Below are 22,291 nucleotides of genomic sequence, written 5' to 3' on the forward strand. Positions count from 1 at the left end.
GAGCGATGGCGCCAGCCTTGCCATTGAATCAGTTTATGCAGCCTTCAGAATAAGGCGGTGAATTGTCAGCATATCTTCGCGAAATCGTGCCAGTTCCTCCGCTTTCAGCCGCTCGTCGGGAATACGCAGCAGATAGGATGGATGCACCGTCACGAAGAGCGTTCGCTGCTCGTCGATCGCGATCGCTTTCCCCCTGACATCCTGCAGCCGCTGTTTCGCATCGGTCAGCGCCGCAAGCGCCGTCGCCCCCATAGCAACCACCAGCTTCGGTTTGATCAGCGCCATCTCCAGATTGAGCCACCAGCGGCAATGCTTCACCTCGCCCATATTGGGCTTCTGATGGATGCGACGCTTGCCACGCGGCTCATATTTGAAATGCTTGACGGCATTGGTGACGTAAAGCGTTGAGCGGTCGATGCCCGCTTCAGTGATCACTTGATCGAGAAGCCTGCCGGCGGGACCGACGAAGGGCCGCCCTGATATATCCTCCTGGTCGCCCGGTTGTTCACCGACGAACATCACCTCGGCATCGCGCGGCCCCTCCCCGAATACGGTTTGCGTCGCCTTCGCATGAAGCGGACAGCGGGTGCAGGCGGCAGCTTCCGAGCCCAGCGCTTCCAGCGTGCCCGCCGGCGCTTCGGGTTCAGCTGGAATGCTGCGCGCGGCTTCCTGCAGGCGATCGTGAAAGGGCAACGATTGGGTCGCCTCCCGGGCGGCCATGGCCCGCACCTTGCTCTCCGCCGATGCAATTAGCCCAGGGATGAGATCGGCTTCCGGCAGGTTCTTCCAGTATTTTTTCGGCATCTCCGCTTGCATCGCCTTCAACTTCAACCGCGCCGGATTGAAAATGCTGGCGTAGTAAGTGCGCCAGAGGTCATCGGTAGCATCTGTGAGATTGGGTTTTTCACACGGTTCGTCGCTCATCGTCAGCCGCTCGCCGTCCCACGCGGCCGATCCCTTGGGCGTCGCGATCAGCCAGTCCATGTCGGTGAAGCGCCGTTGGAAGAAGGGCGCTGTGCGCCTGACGATATGGTGATCTGGCTCGAACCAGGCGAGGAATTTTCGACGGCCCGCCGATACCGCATCGATCTCTTTGAAGCGGACGAAGGCCGTCATCTTATGCGCGTCGCGTCGAACGTTTTTCGCCATCAGCCTGGCACGGGCGACGTCCTCGTCGGAAGCCACTTCAAGTAATTGCCGGTCCAGTTGTAGCCGCCAGAGCAGGCGGTAAAGCAGGGAAAAACGCGCCGGGTCAAAATGGCAGAGAACTGTCTCCGCGAGTTCGATGAAGGCGGGCGGCACCGTCATCGGCTTGCGTGCCATGACAGGCGCCGGCGGCATGGCGTCGCGTTGAAACGCAAGGTCCGCCTCCTCGCCCTTTTCGCGCCAATCGATCTCTTCCGGCAGGATGCCAGCGACTGCGAAAGCGCGCGCGGCGTCACGCCATTCGGCAAGCTCCCCGCGTCCTGCAAGCACGACCCGGCGCATCACAGCAACGACAATTGTTCAGGTTGCGGTTCGAACATGGCGCGAAGGTCGGGGCGCTCGATCAATCGGCGCGGCGACCAGCCTTCCGCCGAGATAAAGGACTGAACCTTCTTCATCGAAATGCCGAGCCGCGAAAGATCGTCCAACCGCAACCGGCGAAAACGTCGGGCCGAAACGATCGCTCTGACTGTCTTGGTGCCGAGACCGGGCACGCGCAACAACCGTTCACGCTCGGCCCTGTTGATATCGACGGGGAATTCCGCCCGGTTGGCGAGCGCCCAGGCAAGTTTGGGGTCGAGGCTGAGATCGAGCATGCCGCCCGCCTGGTTCGCGGTGATCTCGTCGATGCCGAAACCGTAGAATCGATAGAGCCAATCGGCCTGATAAAGCCGGTGCTCGCGCATCAGCGGCGGCTTGATCAGCGGCAGGTTTTTCGATGAATCCGGGATTGGGCTGAAAGCGGAATAATAGACGCGCTTCAGCCCGTAGCTGCTGTAGAGCCGGCCGCTGGTCGCAAGGATCGTCGCATCGTTCGCCCCATCGGCGCCGACGATCATCTGCGTGCTTTGGCCGGCCGGCACGAAACGCTGACGCTTCTTCGTCCGCAACGTCGGTTCGCCGGCGGCCTCGATCTTCAGCCTCAGATCTCCCATCGATCGCCGGATATTGGCAGGCTTCTTTTCCGGCGCGAAGCGCGTTATGCCGTGATCCGTCGGCAACTCGATATTCAGCGACAGCCTGTCGGCATGAAGCCCCGCCTCCTCGATCAGACGCGGCGACGCCTCAGGGATCGATTTCAGATGGATATAGCCCCGGAAATTATGGGTCACACGCAGTTCGCGGACGATGCGGACCATCTCTTCCATCGTGTAATCAGACGATCGAATAATACCCGAGGAAAGAAACAGGCCTTCGATATAGTTGCGGCGGTAAAATTCCAGCGTCAGCCAGATGACCTCCTCGGGCGTAAAGCGCGCCCGTTCGACATTGCTCGACGAGCGATTGACGCAATAGGCGCAGTCGTAGATGCAGAAATTGGTCAGCAGTATTTTCAAAAGCGAAATGCACCGTCCGTCCGGGGCATAGGCATGACAGATGCCGGATCCTTCGGTCGAACCGAGCCCGCCACTTGCCTGGGAATCACGTTTCACCGTGCCGCTGGAAGCGCAGGAAGCGTCATATTTCGCAGCATCGGAAAGGATGGCCAAGCGTTCTGTGAGCGATTTCTTCATTAGTATGTTCACTATATGTTCTTATATGCAAAGTCAATCACGACGGTCCGATTTCTGCCCATTTTTAAGTCGCACCACCTGATATCGGGGCGAGCCGCATTTCTTTCATGCGAATTTTCTGGAAATCGGCCTTGGCGATCTGCTATAAGCGTCCGACTAAGATTGTGGCACGGTTCCGAAGTTCCCCTTCGGGACCTGTTTTCTTTTGTGTCAGCGCTCAACTCTGCGGACACGAAGAGAGAAGGACAGAAAAATGGTTGAAAAGGTACCGATGACACAGGGTGGTTTCGTCAAGCTGCAGGAAGAGCTGCGCTGGCGTCAACAGACGGAGCGTCCCCGAATCATCGAGGCGATTGCCGAAGCCCGTGCTCATGGCGACCTTTCGGAAAATGCCGAATATCACGCCGCCAAGGAAGCCCAGAGCCACAATGAAGGCCGCATCAGCGAGCTGGAAGACCTGACGGCGCGCGCCGAGGTCATCGACCTCACCAAGATGTCGGGCGACAAGATCAAGTTCGGCGCCAAGGTGAAGCTCATGGATGAGGACACCGACGAAGAAAAAACCTATCAAATCGTCGGCGACCAGGAAGCCGACGTCAAGGCTGGCCGCATCTCCATCTCCTCGCCGATCGCCCGCGCGCTGATCGGCAAGGAGGTCGGCGATTCCATCGAGGTCAACGCACCGGGCGGGTCCAAGGCCTACGAGATCCTCCAGGTTTCCTGGGGCTGATCGCCCGCCAGCCGCGAGACCCCTCCATTGCTGGATATTCGTGACGTCGAGATCATCGCGCCCAATTTCAAGCGCCGGCTCTCCGGCGTCACGTCGACGATCGTCCAGCTCATCCCGTGCCAGATCCGGCTCGGCATCAAGATCGCGACACTCGGCCCCGGCCTGCCCGAGGACCTGCCGAAACTGAAGTGGCGGCAGCTCCTCGGCCTCTGCCGCCCGCCAGCGCATCGCCGCCAGCGGGTCTGGCACGCGCGCCGCAACAACGAGATGGCCGTCGGCATCCTGCTTCGCCATCTCACGCGCATGCCGCTGAAGCTTCTCTTCACCTCGGCCGCGCAACGCCGGCACACCGCCTATACGAAATGGCTGATCCGTCGCATGGACGCTGTCATCGCGACCAGCGATCGATCCGGCTCGTTCCTGGAGGTGCCGCACACGGTCATCCAGCACGGCGTCGACCTCGCCTTGTTCCATCCGCCGGAGACCGCCGAGGACGGCATCGCCGCCACCGGCCTGCCCGGCCGCTATCTCGTCGGCTGTTTCGGCCGCGTGCGCCATCAGAAGGGCACCGACCTTTTCGTCAAGTCGATGATCGAACTGCTGCCGCGGCATCCCGAATGGACGGCGGTCGTCGCCGGCCGCGTGACGGCGGAGCACGTGGCATTCGCAGACAAACTCAAGGCGGATGTCGCCGCCGCCGGGCTGAACGACCGTATCCTCTTCCTCGGCGAAGTGCCTGACATCAAGGTCTGGTATCGCCGCCTGACGCTTTACGTCGCCCCCTCTCGCAACGAAGGCTTCGGCCTGACGCCGCTCGAAGCCATGGCCTCGCGGACCGCGGTGGTGGCATCGGACGCCGGCGCCTATGCCGAACTCATCGTCACGGGCGAGACGGGCTCGGTCGTCGCCGCCGGCGATGGCGAGGCGCTGACGCGGGCAATCGCGCCCTATATCGCCGATCCCGCTCTGGCAGTCGCCCATGGCGAGAATGCGCTGCGGCATGTCAGGGCGAATTTCGCGCTGGAGAAGGAAGCAAGTGCGATCGGCGCCGTTTACAACAGCCTTCTCGGCGACAATCGCAGCTGAGGCAGAAAAGAGAAACGGCCCGTTGGATGACGGGCCGCTGCAGGGATTCTAAGGATAAGGGAATAGCGGCTGACTATTCGGCCGGCTGCAGCCCCGCAGCCGAAGTATCCTCTCCGGTCTGGCCGCCCAGTGCCGCAGCAAGCTGTGCCGTATCCAGCTCATTTTCCCAACGTGCCACGACGATCGTCGCAACCGCATTGCCGACGAGGTTGGTCAGCGCCCGGCATTCCGACATGAAGCGGTCGATGCCGAGGATGAGCGCCATGCCGGCGACCGGCACGGAGGGAACGACGGAGAGCGTTGCGGCAAGCGTGATGAAGCCCGCGCCGGTGATGCCTGCGGCACCCTTGGAGCTCAGCATCGCCACCAAGAGCAGCAGGATCTGGTCACCCCAGGAGAGATGGATGCCGGTTGCCTGGGCAATGAACAGGGCCGCCAGCGTCATGTAGATGTTGGTGCCGTCGAGATTGAAGGAATAGCCTGTCGGAATGACGAGGCCGACGACCGAGCGCTTGCAGCCGGCCTTTTCCATCTTGTTCATCAGCCCCGGAAGTGCGGCCTCCGAAGACGAGGTGCCGAGGACCAACAGCAGTTCTTCCTTGATGTAGCGCAGCAGCGCCACGATCGAGAAGCCGTTGTAACGGGCGACGGCGCCGAGAACGACGAGGACGAAGAGCAGAGAGGTGAGGTAGAAGGTGCCGATCAGCATGGCGAGATTGGCAATCGATCCGACGCCGTACTTGCCGATGGTGAATGCCATGGCGCCGAAGGCACCGATGGGGGCAGCCTTCATCAGGATGGCGACGAGCTTGAACACGGGCGCCGTCAGGGCATTGAGGAAATTGACGACCGGTTCGCTCTTTTCGCCGACCATGGCGAGCGCGATGCCGAAGAGCACCGAGAAGAACAGCACCTGCAGAATATCGCCATCGGCAAAGGCACCGACGATCGTGGTCGGGATGATGTTGGTCAGGAAACCGACGATGCTCTGCTCATGCGCCTTTGCAGCGTAGCCGGCGACGGCGGCCGGATCCAGCGAGGCAGGATCGATGTTCATGCCGGCGCCGGGCTGGACGACATTGGCGACGATCAGGCCAATGATGAGCGCCAATGTCGAGAATGTCAGGAAGTAAAGCATCGCCTTACCGGCGACGCGGCCGACCTTCTGCAGGTCGCTCATGCCGGCAATGCCGGTCGCAACCGTCAGGAAGATGACCGGTGCGATGATCATCTTGACGAGCTTGATGAAGGCATCGCCGAGCGGCTTCAGCTGGGTGCCGAATTCGGGATAGAAATGGCCGAGAAGGATACCCGCAGCGATGGCCACGAGAACCTGAACGTAAAGATGGCTATAAAAGGGCTTCTTGCCCTTGCTGCCTGCGACTGCATCGAGTGGTGCTGCGATCATGATGTCCTCCTAATGGCTCGTCCGGAACGAACTCCGGCCTCCCGAGCCGTTCGCTTCAAGTCCAACAGCTCAGCCGTTGTTGCCACCTCCTTCGCAATCGGCGTGCCAGTTTTAAGCCGCCTCTTCAACGGATTGAATTTATTAAGGAAAAATTTACGGGACTGCTGATGGGTTAATTAAGCAATGCGGAAATCCGCACAAATCCATTTGCGTTTCGTGCAGAAAAATGCACAAATCCGCCATGTCCGTGTCGCAGAAATTGTGGCCTTCCCTACCCGTGCAACACCGCATCCGCCGGATGTCGTGGGCCTATGCCGTGCTCGCCCTCGTCGCTGTCGTCGCAAGCCTGTGGGCCAGCGGCGAGATCGGCCGGCACCGGGCGGAGGCTGCCCTCGAGGAACAGGCCCGCATGGATGCGAGGCTGAATGCGGCTTTGCTGCGCACGGTTCTCGAAAAATACCGGGCGCTTCCCTTCGTGCTGTCACAGGATACCGCACTCGCCGCGGCACTGGCAGGCAGCGATGTCGGCACGTTCGACCGGCTCAGTCAGAAGCTGGAAATGCTGGCAGCGGGCACGAGGGCCGCCGTCATCTATGTCATCGACAAGGACGGCATGGCGGTTTCGGCCAGCAACTGGCGCGAGCCGACGAGCTTCGTCGGCAACGACTACCGATTCCGGGAGTACTTTCAGGGGGCGGTCGAACGAGGATGGGCCGAGCACTTCGCGCTCGGCACGGTCAGCAAGAAACCGGGTCTCTATATCTCCCAGCGGATTTCGGGCAGCAATGGCCTGCTGGGTGTCGTCGTGGTCAAGGTCGAATTCGACGACGTCGAGGCGGATTGGAACGCCTCGGGGACCCCATCCTACGTCGTTGACGAGCGCGGCATTGTCCTCATCACCAGTCTTCCGTCATGGCGGTTCATGACGATCGGCCGGATCGCCGAAGACCGGCTGACGGCGATCCGCGAAAGCCTTCAATTCGGCGCTGCGCCACTTCAACCCCTGCCTCTCGACATGGTTCGAAACCTCGGCGAAGGGCTCGATGTCGTCGAGATCGTCATGCCCGGCGATGCCGGGAAAACCAGGTTTCTCGATGTCGCAACGTCGGTGCCGGCGACCGGATGGCATTTGCAGCATCTCGTGGCGCTAGGGCCGTCCGTCGATGCGGGGATTCGCGAAGCCCGCATGCTGGCCTTGCTCATGCTCTTGCCACTGCTGGCCGGAGCAGCCTTCCTGTTGCGCCGTCGCCATGTGATCACCCAGCGCATCTCCCGCGAACAGCAAGCTCGAGAGGAACTGGAACGGCGTGTGAGCGAGCGCACACTGGATCTCAGCCAGGCGCGGGATCGGCTGCAGGCTGAAATCATCGGCCACAAGAGCACGGAGCAGAAGCTGCAGGCCGTACAACAGGATCTGGTGCAGGCCAACCGGCTGGCCATTCTGGGTCAGGTGGCCGCCGGCGTCGCTCATGAGATTAACCAGCCAGTGGCGACCATCCGTGCCTATGCGGATAACGCCCGCACCTTCCTCGATCGCGGCCAGACGGCGCCTGCCGGCGAAAATCTCGAAAGCATCGCGGCTCTGACGGAGCGCATCGGTTCGATCACCGAGGAGCTGAAGACCTTTGCTCGCAAAGGCCGTGGCAGCGCTGAACCAACCGGACTGAAAGACGTCATCGAGGGGGCGGTGATGCTGTTGCGCAGCCGGTTTGCCGGCCGCATGGATACGCTCGACATCGACCTGCCGCCCGACGAACTGCAGGTGATGGGAAACCGGATTCGTCTCGAGCAGGTGCTCATCAACCTGCTTCAGAACGCCCTGGAGGCGGTGGCGCCGAAGGCCGGAGAGGGGCGCGTCGAGATCAGAACATCAACCGATGCAGGGATGGTAACGGTAACGGTCGCCGACAACGGCCCCGGTATTCCGCCTGATATTCGCAAAGGCTTGTTCACGCCGTTCAATACCTCGAAGGAAAGCGGTCTCGGCCTTGGCCTCGTCATCTCCAAGGATATCGTCGGCGACTATGGTGGCCGGATGGAGGTTGCAAGCGACAGCGACGGAACCCGGTTCATCGTTCAGTTGAGGAAGGCTTGAGGTCATGGACACACTTATGCCCGTTGCGCTGATCGACGACGACAAAGATCTGCGCCGCGCCACCGCGCAGACGCTCGAACTCGCCGGATTCTCCGTTTCCGCCTATGATGGTGCGAAAGCCGCGCTGGCGGATCTGCCGGCGGACTTTGCCGGCCCCGTCGTCACCGATATCCGCATGCCGGAGATCGACGGACTGCAGCTCTTCGCCACGCTGCAAGGCATGGATGTCGACCTACCGGTGATCCTTATGACCGGCCACGGCGATATTCCCATGGCCGTTCAGGCGATCCAGGACGGCGCCTATGATTTCATCGCCAAGCCCTTCGCAGCCGATCGGCTCGTGCAGAGCGTGCGTCGCGCAAGCGAGAAGCGGCGGCTTGTTCTGGAAAACCGCATGCTGCGGAAGGCAGCCGAAGATGCGCAGGAGAATTTGCCGCTGATCGGCCAGACGCCTGTCATGGAAAACCTCAGAAACATCCTTCGGCACATCGCCGATACCGATGTGGATGTGCTCGTCGCCGGCGAAACGGGCAGCGGCAAGGAAGTGGTTGCCCAGATCCTGCATCAATGGAGCCACCGTCGGAAGGGCAATTTCGTGGCGCTGAACTGTGGCGCCCTGCCCGAAACCGTCATCGAAAGTGAGCTGTTCGGCCACGAGGCCGGCGCCTTTACCGGCGCTCAGAAGCGCCGCACGGGCCGCATCGAACACGCAAGCGGCGGCACGCTTTTCCTCGACGAAATCGAAAGCATGCCGGCCGCCACGCAGGTGAAGATGCTGAGGGTACTGGAGATGCGAGAGATCACGCCGCTCGGCACCAATGAGGTGCGCCCCGTCGATCTTCGCGTCGTCGCGGCTGCGAAGATCGACCTCGGGGATCCCTCGGTGCGCGGCGATTTTCGCGAGGATCTCTATTACAGGCTGAATGTCGTGACGATCTCCATTCCGCCGCTGAGAGAACGTCGCGACGATATTCCGCTGCTGTTTTCCCACTTCGCCGCTCGCGCCGCGGAGCGCTTCCGTCGCGATGTCCCGCCGCTTTCACCCGACGTGCGGCGGCATCTCGCCTCGCACACATGGCCGGGCAATGTCCGCGAGCTCTCGCATTATGCCGAACGCGTGGTGCTTGGGGTGGAAGGCTGCGGAGCGGCAGCGGTCCCTCCGCAGCCAACGGATGCGACGCTTCCCGAACGGCTGGAACGCTACGAGGCGGAGATCATTCGCGACGCGCTGTCGGCCAATGACGGCGACGTCCGCCGCACCATCGAGGCGCTCGGCATTCCGAGAAAGACGTTTTATGACAAACTTCAGCGCCACGGCATCAACCGGGGCGGCTATATCTCGCGCAAGTAGTTGGCGATGACGGTCTATCTGCCGAGTGGCTTTAGACTTCCACCAGTCCCAGCTTCTTCACCTGCCGGATCGTCAGCATGGTGCGCACGGTATCGACATGTTCGTTCGCCGTCAGCACCTCGATAACGAAATCCTGGAAGCGGGTGAGATTCTCCGCCACGCAATGCAGCAGGAAATCGCTGTCGCCGGAAACCATCCAGGCCTGGCGCACCAGCGGCCATTCGGCGGTGGCAGCGGCGAAGGCTTTGAGATTTCCCTCCGACTGGTGCTTGAGGCCGACCATGCAGAAAGCGACGAGGTCGAAGCCAAGCTTCGGGCTGTTTAGCATCGCGTGGTAGCCCTCGATGATACCGGCTTCCTCGAGCTTGCGCACCCGGCGCAGGCAAGGCGGCGCCGAGATGCCGACGCGATCGGCAAGCTCCACATTGGTCATGCGGCCGTCGGCCTGCAGCTCCCGGAGGATCTTTATGTCGATGACGTCGAGTTCCGCACGACCCACATCATTGCCTTTCTTTAATTCTCCGCGGGGAGCTTCTATATAAAGCCGCGGAATACGCAAGAAAGTTTCACGCCGCTAACGGATTCTTGCACATCCGGGCGATTTGCCTTGTTGGTAACGCAAGGCTGCCCTTGAATAAAAGCATTGGACGTTCATAAATGGCGCAGGGACGCGAAACGGCCGCAATCGCTATTTAGCCGCCGCCCTCCTGCCAGTCGAAAGGAAATGACATGCCCGCCCGCCATACGAAGGTGCTCATCATCGGTTCCGGACCTGCGGGCTATACCGCCGCGGTCTATGCCGCGCGCGCCATGCTGAAACCGGTTTTGATCGCCGGTCTCGAACAGGGCGGCCAGTTGATGATCACCACCGATGTCGAGAACTATCCGGGCTTTGCCGATCCAATCCAGGGTCCCTGGTTGATGGAACAGATGCTGCAGCAGGCAAAACATGTCGGCGCCGAGATCGTCAACGACCTCGTGACCGAAGTCGACATGAATCAGCGTCCTTTCGTCGCCCGCACCGACAGCGGCCAGGTCTGGACCGCCGATACGCTGATCATCGCCACCGGCGCCAAGGCCAAGTGGCTCGGCATCGAGAGCGAGCAGCATTTCCAGGGCTTCGGCGTTTCGGCCTGCGCCACCTGCGACGGTTTCTTCTATCGCAACAAGGATGTGATCGTGGTTGGCGGCGGCAACAGCGCCGTCGAAGAGGCGCTCTATCTCTCCAACATCGCCAAGTCGGTCACATTAGTGCACCGCCGCGACTTCTTCCGAGCCGAGAAGATCCTGCAGGAGCGCCTTTTCTCCAAGGACAATGTCAAGGTCCTCTGGAATACCGAAGTGGCCGAGATAACAGGCACTCCGGCCAAGCCGCCGATGCCGCAATCCGTATCCGGCGCGCGCCTGCGCGACGTCAGAACCGGCACGATCACCGACATGGTGATCGATGGCGTCTTCGTCGCCATCGGCCATGCGCCGGCAACCGAGCTCTTCAAAGACAAGCTGAAGCTGAAGGACAATGGTTATCTCTGGACCGCGCCGGATTCGACTGCAACCAGCCTGGACGGCGTCTATGCCGCGGGCGACGTGACGGATGACACGTTCCGCCAGGCGATCACTGCCGCCGGCCTGGGGTGCATGGCAGCGCTTGAAGCCGAGCGATATCTGACGGGCCACATGCCCGTCGCCGTGGCCGCGGAGTAAGATCGGCATGAGGGGTGGGGGAATGCCATTGGATTGGGACAAGCTGCGTATTTTTCACGCAGCTGCCGAGGCGGGTTCGTTCACGCATGCGGCGGATAAACTGCATCTGTCCCAATCCGCCATCAGCCGCCAGGTCAGCGCGCTGGAGCACGATGTCGGCACCAAGCTGTTTCACCGCCATGCGCGCGGCCTGATTCTGACGGAACAGGGCGAGCTGCTTTACCGCACCGCCCATGACGTGCTGCTGAAGCTCGAAACCGTGAAGATGCAGCTTACCGAAACGACGGAAACCCCGTCTGGCAAACTGCGCGTCACCACGACGGTCGGTCTCGGCCAGGGCTGGCTGACCGACAAGATCCAGGAATTCCTGCAGCTTTATCCCGATGTGCAGATCCAGCTGATCCTCGACAATGAGGAAGTGGATGTGAACATGCGTCATGCCGACTGCGCGATCCGCCTGCGCCAGCCGCAACAGTCCGACCTCATCCAGCGCAAGCTCTTCACCGTGCACATGCATGTCTATGCGGCCCCGTCCTACATCAACCGCCACGGCGAACCGCAGAAGGTCGAGGATCTCGACAATCACCGCATCATCACTTTCGGTGAGCCGGCGCCGAGTTACCTGCTCGATGTCAACTGGCTTGAGGTCGCCGGCCGCTCATCCGACAACAAGCGTATTCCGCATCTGCAGATCAACAGCCAGACCTCGATCAAGCGCGCCGCCCTGCTCGGCATCGGCGTCGCCTGCCTGCCGGATTACATCGTCGGCCGCGACCCAGGCCTGATTCAGCTGGCGATCAATGCCGACGTACCCTCCTTCGACACCTATTTCTGCTATCCCGACGAGATAAAGAACGCCGCCAAGCTGAAAGCCTTCCGCGATTTCATCGTCAGCAAGGCCAGAAACTGGAACTTTTAAACCTGGTTTTATTGATGAATTGCCGACTATGCAGAACGTGCATGACTGGCATGCACAAATGAGGGTTGCCGTTTGCCCATTAAACCACCATATCGCACATAGCTGATGCACATGGTGGCTTTTCCTCCCAGTTCCACCGCATTAGCTGTTCCCCTCTGGAGGTTTTTGACCTTCACACTTATAAGGGCCCTGGTTTTCCAGTGGCCCTCTTTTTTTGCCCTTACTTCCTCGATAAATGCCGCATCGCAAAAAAATTGTGCGGCGCATAGCAGACATGCACAAAAAAGCATTGAAACCTGCTCAAGGAAGCACCATATTTACCTCAGCTGATGCATCTTGTGGTTTCTCTCCCAGTACCACCGCATTAGCTGTTCCCCTCTGGAGGTTTTTGACCTTCACAATTACAAGGGCCCTGGTCTTCCGGTGGCCCTCTTTTTTTGCCCAAAATTTGCGCACTAACCAAACACCGCAGCCTCACGCCTCCGTGATTTGCATATCGAAGCCTGACGATCGATATATCGGTCAGACACGATTTATAGTTCGGCGAACGACGATGGACAAAGACGAAATTATCAAGGCGCTCGCCCATCCCGCCCGGATGGACATTCTCAACTGGCTGAAAAATCCCGAGGAGCATTTCCCCTCGCAGGAGCATCCTTTCGAAATGGGCGTCTGCGCCAGCCAGTTCGAGCGCTGCGGCCTGTCGCAGTCGACGGTCTCGGCCCATCTCGGCACGCTGCATCGCGCCGGCCTCGTCACCACCAAACGCGTCGGCCAGTGGATCTTTTATAAGCGCAACGAAGAAACCATCGCCGCCTTCCTCAAGCAACTGACGCAGGATCTTTAGAATGCCCCTCGCCCTCCTCGTTCTTGCCTTGAGCTCATTTGCGATAGGCACCACCGAATTCGTCATCATGGGTCTGTTGCCGGAGGTCGCCGCCGATCTCTCGGTCAGCATTCCGCAGGCCGGATGGCTGGTGACCGGCTATGCCCTGGCGGTCGCGATCGGCGCCCCTGTGATGGCGATTTCGACTGCGAAGTTGAAGCGCCGTACCGCCCTGATTGCGCTGATGGCCTTCTTCATCGCCGGCAACCTGCTGTGCGCTCTGGCGAGCGACTACTGGGTGCTGATGATCGCCCGTGTCGTGACAGCACTCTGCCACGGCGCCTTCTTCGGTATCGGATCGGTGGTCGCCGCCGGCCTCGTCGCCGAAGACCGCAAAGCCCGCGCCGTCGCGCTGATGTTCACTGGCCTGACGCTCGCCAATGTTCTCGGCGTGCCGCTCGGCACCGCGATAGGCCAGGCATATGGCTGGCGCGCCACCTTCGGCGTCGTCACCGTCATCGGTATCTTCACCATTCTCGGCCTGATCGCCATCCTGCCCAGGGACAAGCAGCAAGAAAACGGCAGCATCCTGCGCGAGATCGCAGCACTCAGGAATGTCGGTCTGTGGCTGGCACTCTCCACCACCGTCTTCTTCGCCGCCTCTATGTTCGCCCTCTTCACCTATATCGCGCCGCTGCTGCGCGACGTCACCGGCGTTTCGCCGGAAGGCGTCACCTGGACGCTGTTCCTGATCGGCCTCGGGCTGACCATCGGCAACCTCGTCGGCGGCAAGCTTGCCGACTGGCGGCTCGGCGCGACGCTTGCCGGCGTCTTCGCCGCAATCGCCATCACCTCGATCGCCTTCAGCTATACGAGCCGCTTCTTCATCTCGGCTGAAATCACCCTCTTCCTTTGGGCGATGGCAAGCTTTGCCGCCGTGCCGGCACTTCAGGTCGGCGTCGTCGGCTTCGGCAAAGATGCCCCGAACCTGGTTTCAACAATCAATATCGGCGCCTTCAACACCGGCAATGCGCTCGGCGCCTGGGTGGGCGGCCTGGTCATCGACGCCGGTTTCGATCTGACCCGCGTTCCGCTCGCCGCGGCCTTGATGGCCATGATCGGCCTCGGCGCCACGGCACTCACCTATCTCTCCGCCAGGGGGCGGGCCGCCCTCGCCCCTGCCGAGTGATCCTCCCGCAAAAGAAAGGACCATCATGGCCAAGCTTTTCGAACCCACGAAAGTCGGCGACATATCCGTCAAGAACCGCATCGTCATGGCGCCACTCACCCGTAACCGCTCGCCGGGCGCGATCCCCAACGACCTCAACGTCGAATATTACCGCCAGCGCGCCACATCAGGCCTGATCATCACCGAAGCAACCGCGATCACCCATCAGGGCCAGGGTTATGCTAACGTGCCTGGTCTCTACAGCAAAGAGGCTCTCGACGGCTGGAAGCGCGTGACCGACGCCGTTCACGCAGCCGGCGGCAAGATCGTCGTCCAGATGTGGCATGTCGGCCGCATCTCGCACACGACGTTGCAGCCGAACGACGGCAAGCCGGTTTCATCGACCAACCGCGTCGCCAAGGCCAAGACCTATCTGGTCAATGCCGACGGCACCGGCAGCTTTGCTGACACTTCCGAACCACGCGCGCTCGAAACCGCCGAAATCCCCGGCATCATCGAGGATTACCGCAAGGCTGCCCGGGCGGCGATCGACGCCGGCTTCGACGGTGTCGAGATCCACGGCGCCAACGGTTACCTGCTCGACCAGTTCATCCGCGACGGCGTCAATGACCGTACGGATGCATATGGCGGTTCGATCGAAAACCGCACCCGTCTGACCTTCGAAGTCGTCGATGCCGTGGTCAAGGAAATTGGCGCCAGCCGCACGGCGATCCGCATCTCGCCGGTGACACCGTCCGGCGAAAGCTACGATTCCAATCCGCAGGCGACCTTCGCAAATGTCGTCGAAGGACTGGCGAAATACGACCTCGCCTATATCCATGTCATCGAAGGCCAGACCGGCGGCGACCGCGACTACAAGCAGGGCGACAATCCCTCCTTCGATTACAAGGCGCTGTGCCAGACTTATGAAAAGGCCGGCGGCAAGGCCGACTGGATGGTCAACAACGGCTACGATCGCGATCTGGCGATCGACGCCGTCGAAAGCGGCCGCGCCGATCTCGTCGCCTTCGGCAAGCCTTTCATCGCCAATCCCGATCTCGTCGAGCGCCTGGAACACAACCTACCGCTCAACACGCCCGACCAGTCGACCTTCTATGGCGGCACCGGCAAGGGCTATATCGACTATCCCATTCTCGAAAAGGTTGCCTGACCTTCACGCGAACGCGAATCCCGCCGAAAGGCGGGATTTCCATCTTCGACGTGTTTTTGTAGGGTGCCGCCATGTTTGCTCCCTATCTTAATCGCTGGTCGCTGATAGCAGACGGCGAGCCTATCATCACCCACTCCAGCCGCCTCCTGCCGGTCCTCTGGCAGGACAGGCCTGCCATGCTGAAAGTGGCGGCCGATATCGACGAACGATACGGCGCGCTTCTGATGCAATGGTGGGACGGTGACGGCGCAGCCTATGTCTATGCCCAGGAGGGCGATGCCGTGCTGCTCGAAAGGGCGACGGGAAAACGCTCGCTGCTTGCCATGGCGATGAACGGCGAGGACGATGAGGCAAGTCGCATCCTCTGCGCGACGGCGGCACGGCTGCATGCGCCGCGCAAAAAACAGCTTCCCGATCCCATCCCCCTTACTCGCTGGTTCCGCGATCTGGAGCCGGCAGCAGGCAAGCATGGCGGCACGCTTGCCGATTGCTCGGCGATCGCCAACGCCCTCCTTGCCGATCAGCGTGATGTCACCATCCTCCACGGCGACATCCACCACGACAATATCCTCGATTTCGAGGCACGCGGCTGGCTGGCAATCGATCCGAAGCGGCTCCATGGCGAGCGCGGCTTCGATTTCGCCAATATCTTCGCCAACGAGGAACTGCCTGTCATCACCGATACCGCCCGTTTACGCCGCCAGCTCGCCATCGTCTCAGCAGAGGCGAAACTGGAGCCGAAGCGGCTGCTGCAATGGATCGCCGCCTATTCCGGTCTTTCCGCCGCCTGGTTCCTCGGTGATCCGAATATTCAGCAGGCAGAAACGGCCCTGACGGTCGCCCGGATCGCGCTGGCCGAACTCGAGAGCTAACCGGCGTTCTGCGACGGATGCCCGATAAGGGCGGCTGCGGCTTGACGGTGCGGTTCGGGCAGGCAGCCAAGCGCCACGAGCGAAGCCCTGACCGCCTCGTCGATCGGCGTCTGCGGTTCCCTGCCGAGTTCGGCCGTAAGCCTGGTATTCCGCATCCGCACCGGCACCTTCCAGAGATAGCGCATTTCCTTGATCTCCCGCATCACAGGAACGAAAGGAGCGGCAAGTGGCACGATCCACCAGGGGAAGTTGCCGATCTTCGCCTTACCGCCGACGACGCGCTTGATCGCTTCGGCCATCTGCATGCCGTCCGCATCCCAGAAGCCCTCCATGTGATAGACGGCGAAAGCCGGCAGCCGGTCGGCCCGCTCGACGAGTTGGGCAATGGTTTCTGCCATGTCTGGCAGGTAAGCCCATTGATGACCGATGCCGCGCCGTGCCGGGTTCCTGATCGTACCGACCGGCTTGCCTGGGGTCACGAGACCGGACGAAAACCAGCTATTGGCCGTCGTGCCTGGACCGAAGAAATCCCCTGCCCTGACGATGATGGCGCCGGCGCCGGACTGCGACGCGGCCTTCAGCCGCTTCTCCATTTCGACGCGGATCGCCCCTTTCTTCGTCACCGGATTCTGCGGGCTTTCTTCCGTCGGCGCCGACAGGGCATCGGGACCAAAATTATAGACGTTGCCCGGCAGCACGATGCGCACGCCGACGGCGCGAGCAGCGGCGATGGTATTGTCGAGCATCGGCAGCACCAGCGTTTCCCAGTCGCGATAACCGGGAGGATTGACGGCATGGACGATCAGGCCGACGCCTTCAGCCGCCCTCAGGACGTCACCGGCATTCATCGCATCGCCCTGCACCCATTCGAAAGCCGGCTCGCTGCTCGACGCCTTGGCTGCGCCGCGGTTCAGCGCCCGGATGCGCCAGCCGCGCGCAAGCAGCTTGCGGGCAACCGCGCCGCCGATACCGCCGGTGGCGCCGAGAACGAGGGCCGTCCTATTCATTTCGCTGTTCATGACAATCATCTCCTTCGATCGGATGAGAGGATCATGCCACCAGAATGGCGTAAACGAAATTGACGAAATAAATGCATCAGCTATACATAAATATATGAATGTCGAACCGAGTTGGGATTTCTACCGCAGTTTCCTGACCGTGCTCCAGCAGGGGTCGCTTTCGGCCGCCGCCCGCGAACTGGGGTTGACTCAACCGACCATAGGCCGCCATGTCGATGCTCTGGAACTGGCAATCGGCGCCGAACTCTTCACCCGCTCACCGAACGGGCTGCTGCCGACCGACGCCGCATTGGCACTGAAGCCCTATGCCGAAACGCTGGCGGCAACCACCGCCGCCCTTTTGCGCACCGCATCCGGCCAGCGCGATCACGTGGCGGGAACGGTCAGGATCAGCGCCAGCGAGGTCATCGCCGTCGAAGTGCTGCCCGGGATTCTCGGACCGCTGCAGGAGATTTATCCGGAACTTCAAATCGAGCTCTCGGCTTCCGATACGATCGAGGACCTGGTGAACCGCGCGGCCGATATCGCCGTGCGCATGGCCGAGCCACAGCAGGGTGCGCTCGTCGTGCGCCGCATCGGCGATATCCCGCTCGGCTTTCACGCCCATCGCCGCTATCTCGAACGATACGGCATTCCGCAGACCCTGGCTGACCTCGCAAACCACCGGCTCATCGGCTTCGACCGGCAGACGGCCTATGTCCGCATGGTGATGAAACGTTATGCGGTGCCTGGCATCGAGTTCGTCTTCCGCTCCGACAGCAACCTCGCCCAACTTTCGGCGATCCGTGCTGGCGTTGGCATCGGCATCTGCCAGACAGGGCTCGCGCGTGAAAATCCCGACCTTGTTCACATCCTGCCTAAAGCCTTCAGCATACCGCTCGGCACGTGGGTGGCGATGCACGAGAGCCTGAAGTCTTCGCCGCGCTGCCGCGCCACCTTTGATGTATTGGTCAGGGGGCTTCAGGACTATCACCGATATTCGACCAGCGCATAATCGCGAGATCAGAATCGATTTTCGGAAAGAATCATGCGCAAATTTCGAAGCGATAGAGCCTCCTTAACGCGTCGAGCACCCCAGCGGGATGGAAATGATAACGCACAGCCCGGTTGAACTCGTGCCTCACGATCCGCAATGGCCGCAAGCCTTCCAGCGCATCCGCGACAGGCTGCTGGCCTTGCTGCCGCAGGCGCTCTCCATCGATCACATCGGCAGCACGTCCATACCGGGCATGACAGCCAAGCCGCTTATCGATATCGACATCGTTCTTCCCGGCCTCGGGCATATCGAGGGCGCCACACGCGTGCTCCTGGCAGAAGGCTACGAGCCACGCGGCAACCGCTATGACGACGAGGTCTGGGCGTTTCTATCGAAAGGTTCAGCGCCGGCGGAACGGGTCTATCTTTGCCCTGAAGGTAACGGCACGCATCGAAACAGGCTGGCTTTCCGGGATTATCTCATCGCGCATCCGCAAGCGGCGGCCGATTATGCCGCGCTCAAACGCAGGCTGGCAGCCGAATTCAGGATGGACGGCGACCGCTACACTGCGCATAAGCGCGAATTCGTCGATGCGATCGTCGCGTGGGCATTGACGGGCGATGCTTAGCTTCAAATGCCTTGCGAGGCTTCGGCCGTACGGTCCTTCCACAGGCCGTCCACCACTTCGGTTTCCGGCCGGTCGCCGCCCTCGGCATATTCCTCATGCCATTTGCCGTTCTCGTCCTGCCAACTGATCTCGGCGGAATCGCCGCCGACCTGCTGTTCGGCCGCGACTATGCGCGCAGCTTCGAGCGCCTCGGCATGGGTCGGGAATGCCTCGGAATAGACACCTCCCAGCCTGTAGGCCCAGCCGCCGTCATGCGGCACGACTTCGTAGACCACCTTGATCATGCATCCGTCTCCTCATCTTCTTGTTGCGCATTCGCACGCTTCCGGACAGGATCCGGATCATCGCGGCCGCTTGACGAGAATTCGAGGACGCCGCGATCTGCTTTCCGGCCCCGATAACGTTCAGTATTCCATTAAACGCCGAAGACTGCAAATGGCACTCCACCGGGGCTTGCTTGATACGCGAAATCAGCGACTTAGATAAAACGCATGAATCGGAATAGGAGCTGAGGCTTGGGGATCGCGTCACGCTTTAAAGAGGAAAAGTTTCTGGTCGCCGCACTTGCCGTTGCAGTGCTCGCCTATCTCTTGGAACACGCAGTGATCGGGATGGGGCGCGGCGTCGCGCTGATTGCCGCCGTCGCCCTGGTCGGCACCATCGTGCTCGCCTCGATCCGTGTTGCCCATCACGCCGAACTGCTCGCCGTCAAGGTTGGCGATCCCTACGGCACGATGATCCTGACGCTCTCGGCTGTAGCCGTCGAAGTCATCATCCTCGCCATCATGATGGGCGGGGAGAGTTCGCCGACGCTGGTGCGCGACACGATCTACTCGGCCCTGATGCTTGATATCAACGGCATTCTCGGCCTGGCCGCCCTACTCGGCGGCCTCAAGCACGGCGAACAGCCCTATAACGACAATTCCGGCAAGACCTACGGCGTGATGATCCTCACCGCCATGGGCATTTCGATGATCGTGCCGGAATTCGTGCCCAGCGACAAATGGCACTATTATTCCGCCTTCACCATCGTCGCGATGATCGCGCTCTACGGCCTCTTCCTGCGCATGCAGGTTGGCCAGCACAGCTATTTCTTCAGCTACAGCTACCCGCGGTCCGAACGCAAGAAGGAAAGTCCGGACGAGCATGGCCCCGACGAGTCGGCGGCGATCTCGATCGCCACCATTCTGGTCGGCGTCGTCATCATCGGCTTGCTGGCGGAATTCATGGCGGCCTTCATGACCGAAGGCCTGCGCGACAGCGGCGCCCCGATCGCCGTGACCGCCGTGGTCGTCGCGGCAATTTCGGCCGCGCCCGAGATCCTCACCGCATTAAGGGCGGCACTCAGGAACCGCATGCAGGCGACGGTCAACATCGCCATGGGCGCCTCGCTGTCGACGGTCATCCTGACGGTGCCCGTCATGGAGGCGATCGCGCTCTATACCGGCCAGCCCTTCATCATGGCGATGACGCCGGTGCAGACGGTGATGGTGGCGATCACGCTGATTGCCGCGGCGATCAACCTCAACGACGGCGAGACCAACGCCATCGAGGGCATGACGCATTTCATCCTCTTCGCCACCTTCGTCATGCTGACGGCACTTGGGCTTTGAAGGCTGCGTCTCTCCGACAGTAGCAGGCATCCGCGCACGTAGCGTCAACTCACAGAGCGGCCTGACAGCCCACCTTCTGGGGAGAGCTTTCGACGGTCATTCCTTCGACTTTTCAAGGAAACGCTGCTTGCGGGTTTTCGGCTTGAAGCGCCGGAAGAAACCCTCGATGGCGCGGATCGATTTGGTGACGGACATCAGCCTGTCGATCTGGCCGTTCGCATTGTGGAGCCGTTCCGACAGAACTTCGGCCGCCGTCATCGCGATCTCGATCGGCGGCACCTGTGGGAACCGTCTGGCAATTGCCGCATAGGGGCTGACGTCCACGCCGCCCATCATTGAGATCGTGCCCATCCTGGCAAAGAGACGCAGGAAGATCTGCTCGAACGTCCAGTCGTGCACGTCGAAGACCTTCCACTTCTCGCTCCTCTTGGCCGAGAATCCGGCAAGCAGGATCTTGCCCGGCAGTTGCAACTCGGCGAGCCAAAGCGCCATCGCAAAGCCGCTCGTCGCGATCTTGTCGGTCGGATAGAGATCGCCGAGCATTTGCGTTAGATCGAGATGACGGGTTCTGGCGCCTTTGAAGCCGCTCTCGTCACTGAAGTTCTCCTCCGGCGAGACGCGAATGTTGATGACGCCCAGAAAATCGTCGCCTGCAAAGAAACGCAGGACATCCACCACCTCGCGCCGGTGGACGATATTGGCGCCCATCACACCGCTGCGGGCAATCAGCACCGCATGGCCGGCGAAGGGTTCGTCGAGCACCTTATAAACATTGTTGAAGAAGACGTAGAGCGCCGTCCCCGGCAATTCGCCTCGCAGCCGTCCGAAATCGACTGCTTCGCTGTTTGCCACCAGCACGATGTGGGAATAGGGTGACAGCAGCGCCTTCCACGCCTCCGGCGTCAGGACGTTGAAGCCGCCATCTGCGGCGGCGGCACTCTGCGTATCACTGGAGATTGCTTCCATACCGGCTCACATGCACTTTCCAAGGACGATGCGCTCTGACCGCCTTCTAGCTGTTGCTGAAATAGGCGCGCGTTCGTGCCAGCCGCGTCAGCCCGCCGATGCGCTTTCCCAAATGCGAGAGGAAACCCGCAACCCGACCCGTCATCGACGGCTGCCTGCAGAAAGAGGCCCACGGTGTATTGCTGAGATCCTCGATATAGTGCTTGGCCATCCGCCGATGCACCCACGGCACAGTCGCCTGCCACGGCTTTTTGCGGCCGGTGAAATGGATGATCGCCGGCCGGCCGACGAAAGGCAGCAGGCCGGTCTGCGTGTTCCAGCGCGGATCGAGCACCAGCCAGTCGCCATCGAAAGTAACGTTCAGCGCATCCTGGTCGTTATTCTCGAAAAGATGCGACCGCTCCTCGAAGATCTCCCGTGTCCTGGCAAAAAGCCCCCTCGACCGACAGGCCGACCAGTCGAACAGCAGCACGCCCGCATTGAAATAGCGGCCGCCCTCGCCCATGCCGATCTTCCGCTGCCGTGCACCGGCCTTCTGGGGAAAGGCCATGACATAATCGTCTATGGCGGCAAGCGCCTTGCCCTGCAAATCCATGGCGAAGAGGTCGTCGACCGGCGCAACCGCAAGCACATCGGCGTCGAGATAGAGCAGGCGCTCGATATGATCGGGTATATGCAGATCCATGTAGAGGCGTGCCAATGTCGCGCCTGACCAGCGGCCCCGCGCCTGCAGCGCCGTATCCGGCGTATTGTAGGGCAGCACCCTGATCGCCATGTCATGCAGCCGCGCGAAATTTCCCACCTCGGCGATCTCGTTCGGCTTGAGGTCGATGCCGAGAAGCAGGAACTCCACGGCAGGGCCTGAGAGATTGCGCTTGACGGAAAGCAGGGTGCAGCAGGCGGCAGGCAGCATGTTGACATCCGAACAGACGATCACGGCACTCTGCTGCAAAATCCCGGCCTCCCGAAGCGGCAACTTAAACTTGATGCCGGATATCTAGTTGGTTTGATGCCAACCCGCAACCGCAGATCACCCGCC

21 protein-coding genes are annotated in these 22,291 nt (G+C 61.1%); 13 read left to right on the top strand and 8 right to left on the bottom strand.

The window, feature by feature from the left end:
- Positions 1-33: 33 nt before the first annotated feature.
- Positions 34-1,488 (bottom strand): UdgX family uracil-DNA binding protein, encoded by a 1,455-nt coding sequence (locus RLCC275e_RS15295; protein ID WP_033180214.1) that lies wholly within the window; start codon positions 1,486-1,488, stop codon positions 34-36.
- The gene (locus RLCC275e_RS15300; RefSeq protein ID WP_033180213.1) at positions 1,488-2,720 is read right to left on the bottom strand and encodes a putative DNA modification/repair radical SAM protein; all 1,233 of its coding nucleotides are present in this window, start codon (positions 2,718-2,720) and stop codon (positions 1,488-1,490) included. The genes RLCC275e_RS15295 and RLCC275e_RS15300 overlap by 1 nt, the downstream gene beginning before the upstream one ends.
- Positions 2,721-2,973: 253 nt before the next feature.
- On the opposite strand from RLCC275e_RS15300, the gene greA reads away from it, so the two are divergent.
- A complete protein-coding gene (gene greA, locus RLCC275e_RS15305; protein WP_003561240.1) occupies positions 2,974-3,450 on the top strand; it encodes a transcription elongation factor GreA in 477 nt (158 codons plus the stop codon).
- A 27-nt stretch (positions 3,451-3,477) separates the two neighbouring features.
- Positions 3,478-4,536 carry a glycosyltransferase family 4 protein gene (locus RLCC275e_RS15310; protein WP_033180212.1) on the top strand — a complete coding sequence of 353 codons (1,059 nt, stop codon included), beginning with the start codon at positions 3,478-3,480 and terminating at the stop codon, positions 4,534-4,536.
- A 73-nt stretch (positions 4,537-4,609) separates the two neighbouring features.
- On the opposite strand, the gene RLCC275e_RS15315 is transcribed toward RLCC275e_RS15310, so the two are convergent.
- Positions 4,610-5,944 carry a dicarboxylate/amino acid:cation symporter gene (locus RLCC275e_RS15315; RefSeq protein WP_033180211.1) on the bottom strand — a complete coding sequence of 445 codons (1,335 nt, stop codon included), beginning with the start codon at positions 5,942-5,944 and terminating at the stop codon, positions 4,610-4,612.
- A gap of 226 nt (positions 5,945-6,170) precedes the next feature.
- Between RLCC275e_RS15315 and RLCC275e_RS15320 the strand changes: the two genes are divergently transcribed.
- Both RLCC275e_RS15320 and RLCC275e_RS15325 read left to right on the top strand, forming a co-directional pair.
- The gene (locus RLCC275e_RS15320) at positions 6,171-8,039 is read left to right on the top strand and encodes a sensor histidine kinase (protein ID WP_033180210.1); all 1,869 of its coding nucleotides are present in this window, start codon (positions 6,171-6,173) and stop codon (positions 8,037-8,039) included.
- A 4-nt stretch (positions 8,040-8,043) separates the two neighbouring features.
- Complete coding sequence (locus tag RLCC275e_RS15325; RefSeq protein ID WP_033180209.1) at positions 8,044-9,390, top strand: sigma-54-dependent transcriptional regulator; 1,347 nt, start codon at positions 8,044-8,046, stop codon at positions 9,388-9,390.
- A gap of 31 nt (positions 9,391-9,421) precedes the next feature.
- On the opposite strand, the gene RLCC275e_RS15330 is transcribed toward RLCC275e_RS15325, so the two are convergent.
- On the bottom strand, positions 9,422-9,889 hold the full coding sequence (locus RLCC275e_RS15330; protein ID WP_003541645.1) for an Lrp/AsnC family transcriptional regulator: 468 nt from the start codon (positions 9,887-9,889) through the stop codon (positions 9,422-9,424).
- Between the two features lie 230 nt (positions 9,890-10,119).
- Here RLCC275e_RS15330 and trxB point away from each other — a divergent pair, with 230 nt between their 5' ends.
- The 6 genes from trxB to RLCC275e_RS15360 all read left to right on the top strand — a co-directional run bounded on the left by trxB (position 10,120) and on the right by RLCC275e_RS15360 (position 16,050).
- Positions 10,120-11,094 (top strand): thioredoxin-disulfide reductase, encoded by a 975-nt coding sequence (gene trxB, locus RLCC275e_RS15335; protein WP_029873321.1) that lies wholly within the window; start codon positions 10,120-10,122, stop codon positions 11,092-11,094.
- A gap of 22 nt (positions 11,095-11,116) precedes the next feature.
- Positions 11,117-12,013: a LysR family transcriptional regulator VtlR gene (locus RLCC275e_RS15340; protein WP_003561253.1), complete on the top strand. Its 897-nt coding sequence runs from the start codon at positions 11,117-11,119 to the stop codon at positions 12,011-12,013.
- A gap of 553 nt (positions 12,014-12,566) precedes the next feature.
- A complete protein-coding gene (locus tag RLCC275e_RS15345; RefSeq protein ID WP_033180208.1) occupies positions 12,567-12,860 on the top strand; it encodes an ArsR/SmtB family transcription factor in 294 nt (97 codons plus the stop codon).
- 1 nt (position 12,861) lies between these two features.
- Positions 12,862-14,028 carry an MFS transporter gene (locus RLCC275e_RS15350; RefSeq protein WP_033180207.1) on the top strand — a complete coding sequence of 389 codons (1,167 nt, stop codon included), beginning with the start codon at positions 12,862-12,864 and terminating at the stop codon, positions 14,026-14,028.
- Between the two features lie 25 nt (positions 14,029-14,053).
- Positions 14,054-15,178, top strand: a complete 1,125-nt coding sequence (locus tag RLCC275e_RS15355; RefSeq protein ID WP_033180206.1) for an alkene reductase — start codon at positions 14,054-14,056, stop codon at positions 15,176-15,178.
- Positions 15,179-15,249: 71 nt separating this feature from the next.
- Positions 15,250-16,050 carry an aminoglycoside phosphotransferase family protein gene (locus RLCC275e_RS15360; RefSeq protein ID WP_033180205.1) on the top strand — a complete coding sequence of 267 codons (801 nt, stop codon included), beginning with the start codon at positions 15,250-15,252 and terminating at the stop codon, positions 16,048-16,050.
- Here RLCC275e_RS15360 and RLCC275e_RS15365 read toward each other — a convergent pair.
- Positions 16,047-17,069: an NAD(P)H-binding protein gene (locus RLCC275e_RS15365; protein WP_033180204.1), complete on the bottom strand. Its 1,023-nt coding sequence runs from the start codon at positions 17,067-17,069 to the stop codon at positions 16,047-16,049. The two genes, RLCC275e_RS15360 and RLCC275e_RS15365, sit on opposite strands and share 4 nt — an antisense overlap.
- Positions 17,070-17,163: 94 nt before the next feature.
- Between RLCC275e_RS15365 and RLCC275e_RS15370 the strand changes: the two genes are divergently transcribed.
- Both RLCC275e_RS15370 and RLCC275e_RS15375 read left to right on the top strand, forming a co-directional pair.
- Positions 17,164-18,063 carry a LysR family transcriptional regulator gene (locus RLCC275e_RS15370; RefSeq protein ID WP_033180203.1) on the top strand — a complete coding sequence of 300 codons (900 nt, stop codon included), beginning with the start codon at positions 17,164-17,166 and terminating at the stop codon, positions 18,061-18,063.
- A gap of 94 nt (positions 18,064-18,157) precedes the next feature.
- A complete protein-coding gene (locus RLCC275e_RS15375) occupies positions 18,158-18,673 on the top strand; it encodes a GrpB family protein (protein ID WP_033180667.1) in 516 nt (171 codons plus the stop codon).
- A gap of 2 nt (positions 18,674-18,675) precedes the next feature.
- Here RLCC275e_RS15375 and RLCC275e_RS15380 read toward each other — a convergent pair whose 3' ends face one another.
- Positions 18,676-18,957 (bottom strand): DUF2188 domain-containing protein, encoded by a 282-nt coding sequence (locus RLCC275e_RS15380; RefSeq protein WP_017965291.1) that lies wholly within the window; start codon positions 18,955-18,957, stop codon positions 18,676-18,678.
- A gap of 231 nt (positions 18,958-19,188) precedes the next feature.
- On the opposite strand from RLCC275e_RS15380, the gene RLCC275e_RS15385 reads away from it, so the two are divergent.
- A complete protein-coding gene (locus tag RLCC275e_RS15385) occupies positions 19,189-20,286 on the top strand; it encodes a calcium:cation antiporter (protein WP_033180202.1) in 1,098 nt (365 codons plus the stop codon).
- A gap of 96 nt (positions 20,287-20,382) precedes the next feature.
- Here RLCC275e_RS15385 and RLCC275e_RS15390 read toward each other — a convergent pair whose 3' ends face one another.
- A complete protein-coding gene (locus tag RLCC275e_RS15390; RefSeq protein ID WP_033180201.1) occupies positions 20,383-21,252 on the bottom strand; it encodes a hypothetical protein in 870 nt (289 codons plus the stop codon).
- 46 nt (positions 21,253-21,298) lie between these two features.
- A complete protein-coding gene (locus RLCC275e_RS15395) occupies positions 21,299-22,204 on the bottom strand; it encodes a glycosyltransferase family 8 protein (protein WP_033180200.1) in 906 nt (301 codons plus the stop codon).
- Positions 22,205-22,291 lie beyond the last annotated feature (87 nt).

It is taken from the genome of Rhizobium brockwellii (genome assembly GCF_000769405.2).
Taxonomy (GTDB): domain Bacteria; phylum Pseudomonadota; class Alphaproteobacteria; order Rhizobiales; family Rhizobiaceae; genus Rhizobium; species Rhizobium brockwellii.